The organism is Nitrospira sp. BLG_2 (assembly GCF_049222245.1).
Map to the genome: position 1 here is coordinate 1 of NZ_JBLYIG010000706.1, position 4,954 is coordinate 4,954.

General features: G+C 56.7%; 4 protein-coding genes and 1 pseudogene. 3 read left to right on the forward strand and 2 right to left on the reverse strand.

Going from position 1 to position 4,954, the window contains the following annotated elements; all coding sequences use genetic code 11:
* Nucleotides 1-359 (reverse strand): annotated as a pseudogene (locus ACOSYY_RS18615) (hypothetical protein); the annotation flags it as partial.
* A 62-nt stretch (nt 360-421) separates the two neighbouring features.
* Nucleotides 422-862, reverse strand: coding sequence for a ferredoxin-thioredoxin reductase catalytic domain-containing protein (locus ACOSYY_RS18620; RefSeq protein ID WP_421664364.1), 441 nt, complete (start codon nt 860-862; stop codon nt 422-424).
* Between the two features lie 102 nt (nt 863-964).
* On the opposite strand from ACOSYY_RS18620, the gene ACOSYY_RS18625 reads away from it, so the two are divergent.
* The 3 genes from ACOSYY_RS18625 to ACOSYY_RS18635 form a co-directional block, all read left to right on the forward strand.
* Nucleotides 965-3,952 carry a nitric oxide reductase activation protein NorD gene (locus tag ACOSYY_RS18625; RefSeq protein WP_421664365.1) on the forward strand — a complete coding sequence of 996 codons (2,988 nt, stop codon included), beginning with the start codon at nt 965-967 and terminating at the stop codon, nt 3,950-3,952.
* A 12-nt stretch (nt 3,953-3,964) separates the two neighbouring features.
* The gene (locus tag ACOSYY_RS18630; protein WP_421664367.1) at nt 3,965-4,375 is read left to right on the forward strand and encodes a hypothetical protein; all 411 of its coding nucleotides are present in this window, start codon (nt 3,965-3,967) and stop codon (nt 4,373-4,375) included.
* Between the two features lie 116 nt (nt 4,376-4,491).
* On the forward strand, nt 4,492-4,954 hold a 463-nt coding region (locus ACOSYY_RS18635; RefSeq protein ID WP_526023350.1), incomplete at its 3' end, for a lactate/malate family dehydrogenase.

Consider the following 4,954-nt stretch of genomic DNA (forward strand, 5'->3'; position numbering starts at 1 on the left):
CCGGTTGGATTGGCCCTCGTAGTGCGAAGATAGGGAATAAGGCGCTTATCGGTCAGCAATTGCGCCATCACCGCGTGAAGGCATTCCGCAGGCGACTCCTGAATAATGGAGGGCTCCGAGGGCTTTGAAGGGCAGGAGTAATCGCGCACATTTTTGTTGAACCAATAGCGAGTATATGAAACCACCGGAATCAAATAAATCGAGGCTCCTGCCTGAGTGACGGCTTTTCCGGAGGACGAGCGCAAGAACACTTGTCCGGCCGCACCTCCCCGGCCTTTTGCCCGGTAGGCCGACAGCTCTTTGTCGTTGAAGACCGGTGGGGCCGATGGGCTAGACAACACTGCTTGTGCTGCGACCACGTGGAAGCCGCCGATCAACAGTAGGCAAACGAACCAGCATACGAGTTGTCTGTCACGCCTCGTCATGTCGAGGAATCTGACGCCGACGCGGGCTCGTCGGACACGGTCGGAGACGGAACAGCCTTGTGTTTGAGGGCGCGACCTTTGTCGGGAGTCGGATCGGTGACCAAACCATACACTTCGCGACCTTCATGGCCGTGCGGCAAATACTCCGTAATCGGCATCCCGTCTTCGCGGACAAAAAGTAGACAATGACAGTATTTGTAGATCTGCATTTCGTCGCACGCGCAGATCCACCGTCTGAGCTTGGCTTCGGCTTCTTTATCTTTGTAAAAGTTGCACGGGCAGAGCGGTTTCCCAAGTTCGTCGACATGCGACGCGAGTCCCTTGACCACTGCCTCCGTGACGGCCGTATTGGGATGCATCGCGGTTCCGCTTTTCTCGGCAAAACCCTGTACGAACTTCCGAATCTTATCGAGGCTTTCCTGCGACGGTTCGGCCATGGACTTCCTCCTCCAGCGCTGACGACAGAATCGCTAGTTTACAAGGATAATTCGCTGCTTTACAATCCGTCCCTTCGGCTGATTTCATAAGTCATGACGGACATGTCGAGTCGACAAATCTTGCTACAGCGGCTGGTCTCCGTGTTGAGCCCGGAAGTCGCACGGACACTGATGGCTGGTTTGCCGCAGGCCACCGGCAAATCGGATGTCGAAGCACGGGTGCTGATCCTGCTGAATGAGCTCCAAGAGTTGTCCACAAAAGCCGCCGACTCAGCGGTGACGGCATTGCCTGAGCTTGGCCGGCGGGCAGGCCTCTCGCATATTCTGCTCTGGCTCGATCTCGGAGTGGCATTGGCTCAGTCCTCCGGCGCATCCGCGCTCAAATATTTCAAAGATAGTCCCTTGGTCCTGGGGCTGATCGAACCGATCGATGTCCGTACAGAAGTCTTAACGATCGGCCTGGAAATCGCCGAGCAAGATGCCAATGTTGCGCTCGAATACATCCGGCACGCCCCGCAGATTCTGTCCGTTGTTCCCGCTCCGCAATTGCGACCCTGGCTCGATATCGGCATGGAACTGACCGAGATCAATGTCGTGGTCGGGCTTGAGTTCATCCGGCAAATCCCCAGGCTGGCCCCCGTGCTCCCTTGGGAGGCGGTGCGCAACTGGGCCATGGTGGGCATGAAATTGATTATGCCGAATAGCCTCGGGAAGCCGGACTATGTGGCCACCATGGAGTTTCTCAGGACCAGCCCGTCGATCCTTGGAAATATCGAAAATCTTCCCGTTCGAGAACAGGTCGTATCTCTATGCCGCCTGTTGGCTGAACGTTCTCCCGAATCCAGCATAACATGGCTTGCGGAGTCATCCGACCTCTTGAGAGCGTTGCCGTCCATGGAATGGCGGATCCGGCTGTTGCAGTACGGCGCCTTGCTTGCAGAGAAGCACGCGGACGTGACACTCGAATACCTGCGTCGTGCCTCCGAGCTCGTCGGACTCATTGGCAATGGACCCGAAGCGCTCACGCGATTTGAAAATTGGTTCAAGGCCGGCATGGAAGTAGCGGACTACAGCCCGGACGGAGCGCGTGCGTATTTTTCAGTGGAGTCGCGAAAGGCACTGGCTTCGGTGGAACAAGCCTTGAGCGGCGTGCCGTTTCGACAGGTCGCGCGACGAGTGAAACTGTTCGTTCAGGGGCTCTGTGGAACCGACGTCGCCGTGATGGCGCTTCCCGATTCCGTGGCTTCCGTGGCTCGCGCGACAATCAGCGGCGATGGGAAAACCATTTCATTGCCGGCGCTGCTCCGTCGGTATCCAACGGCCGCGGAAAATGAGCGTCTCTATCTCGTGATGGCGGCGCATGAAGCCGGACGTTTGGAGTTCGGCACCTATCGCATCCGGCTTGGAGCCCTCAGCGATTTAGTTGAAACCGTACGCCGCCGGTATAGTCGATCCAATGAAGCCGGGCCAGGCACATTGGCGGCGTTCTTTCAGATGTATCCCGACCCCGCGCTGGTGCGGGACCTCTGGACCGTGCTGGAAGACGCACGCATCGAAGTTTTGTTGCAAACCGAGTATCCGGGACTCCGGGGCGACCTTGCGCGATTCGCCGCTGAATCCATCTCTCCGCGCGACCCGGCTCAGGGCGTGACGACCAAGGAATTGATTGTCGATAGCCTCCTGAGACTCTCCACCGGTGAACCAGAAGATTCGGCGGTGCCCAAGGGCGTCAGGGAGGAAGTCTCTATCCTCTGGAGCATGTGCCGTTCCATTCTCAAATCTTCAGCCACGGCAGAAGAAACGGTTCGTGTGGTCGATCAGATCTATGTTCGGTTGGAAGTACTGTTGATGGCTCGCGGTGAGATGATCTGCGCGGGGCCGCGCGAGGAGCCGAAAGATGCAGAAACTGGACAGACGAAACCGGAACAATCGGGTGACCAGTACCGCGCAGTGACGGAATTGGCCTATCGTGGATCGATGAATCCGGAGTTCATCACATGGAGTCAGGAACAATTCGATCGGCAACATGAGCTTGCGGCACAATCGGACGATCGAACGAGGGAGAATGTCCGGAGCGGAGAACAAGATCCCGGAAGCAGAGATCTGTTGAGCGAGGGACGTCCATTGGCGTCCATTGTGGAAGAGTGCCTCGCACTTGAAATGGAAACACAACCTGTTCGGGAACTCACGGCTCATGACCGGCACGCCTCCCTCTACGCTGAGTGGGACTACCGGATCGAGGATTATCGGATGAATTGGTGTCGCGTGATAGAACGAGCAGCGGACCTCGGGTCCGACGACTTCGTCACGGACACGCTGGCCTCTTACCGGAGTACCGTCAAGTCGCTGCGCCGGGTTTTTGAAGGCTTGCGTCCACCGGCCTTCCGCCGCGTGACGGGGCAACCCGAGGGGGAAGAAGTGGATCTGGATGCCGTTGTCAGACGAATAGTGGAACAGCGGGCGGGCATGGAAGGAGACGATCGGCTCTACATCCGGCGAGAAAAACGGGAACGTGACGTGGCGGTGGCCTTCCTCATCGATATCAGTGGATCCACGAGCAGAGATCTCGGAACAGGCCGGCGGGTGATCGATATTGAGAAGGAAGGTCTGGTACTGCTCTGTGAAGCACTGGATGCCGTCGGCGATCAGTATGGACTCTATGCCTATTCGGGCCAAGGACGAGCGAGGGTCGAATTTCTCACGATCAAAGACTTTGGCGATCGGCTTGGGCCGACGACGGCGTATCGGCTTGGTGGCTTGGCTCCTCGCCATCAGAATCGCGACGGTGCGGCTATTCGCCACGCGACGGCCAAACTACTGGCGCGGGAAACCAAGAACCGTATCCTCGTGCTGTTGAGCGACGGAAGGCCATTGGACGACCAGTACAAGGACGACTACTCGTTGGAAGATACGAAAGCGGCACTCCGCGAGGCAAAACAACGGGGGATCGAAACCGTTTGTGTCACGATCGATCGGGGAGCCGAGAATTATCTACGCCGCATGTATGCCGAGTCCCGGTACTGCGTCATAGACCGCGTCGAAGCCCTTCCGACGAAGTTGCCTGGAATTTACAAGCGATTGACGGCGTAAGAACTCACGAATATGACGAACTCGATCGGAAAGCCGACGATTCCTCCATGGTTGTATAAGCTCTTCACAGGGCATCAGTATCCCTACGTCCGTCGATTAGCCAAGTTCGGACAGACAGTGAAACCCGGTGATGACCGTCCGGAGCCGACGAAGGAGATGATTGAAGCAAAGTTCTGGGAAGTCTATCCTCGTTGCCGGGTGAAAGTGTTGCAGGAAGTCAAAGAAGGGATGATCGTGGTCTTTCATGACCTCGGTGAATATCCCCCTGGTAGCTTTCAAGAACTCGTCGATAATCCGGAGGAGTTTCTGGCGAAGACCTTCGGCAAGAAGAAGATCAAAGTCAATTTCTATGACGGAGATAATTTCGTCTGCACGATCAACTTCAAAGTTGCGGGCTGGACGGAGCATGAGGGTGGGCATTGACGGTCTCAGGATGTCTTGTGTGCCCGCGCACCCTAGCTCATGGGATTTTGACACTATGGGCGGTGGGCCGTCAGTTGGGCGGACGAAGGGAAAGAACACAGGATTGAGGTGAGATGATGGGACGACCGAAAGTCACAGTAGTAGGTGCGGGGAACGTCGGAGGGACGACAGCACAGCGGCTGGCGGAGAAGAATCTCTACGACGTGATACTGGTCGATATAGCTCAAGGAATCCCACAGGGCAAGGCACTTGATATATCACAAGCTGGGCCAGTCTGTGGGTATAGCACGCAGGTGATCGGCACCAATGAGTATGTGGAAACCGCCGGGTCGTCGATCGCCGTGATCACGTCGGGCATTCCGAGAAAGCCCGGTATGAGTCGAGACGAATTATTGGCGACGAACGCGAAAATCGTGAAATCCGTCGTGAGGGAATTAGTCTCCCGCTCTCCGGACATCATCCTGATCCTCGTCACCAATCCACTGGATGCCATGGTCCATGTGGCGCATTCTGTCAGCGGTCTTCCCAAATCGAGGATCATCGGGATGGCCGGAGTGTTGGACTCGGCAAGAATGCGGA

Excerpts from the sequence above, each read along its gene's own strand:
- ACOSYY_RS18620 (WP_421664364.1), bottom strand. The coding sequence starts at position 862 with ATGGCCGAACCGTCGCAGGAAAGCCTCGATAAGATTCGGAAGTTCGTA.
- ACOSYY_RS18625 (WP_421664365.1), top strand. The coding sequence starts at position 965 with ATGTCGAGTCGACAAATCTTGCTACAGCGGCTGGTCTCCGTGTTGAGC.
- ACOSYY_RS18630 (WP_421664367.1), top strand. The coding sequence starts at position 3,965 with ATGACGAACTCGATCGGAAAGCCGACGATTCCTCCATGGTTGTATAAG.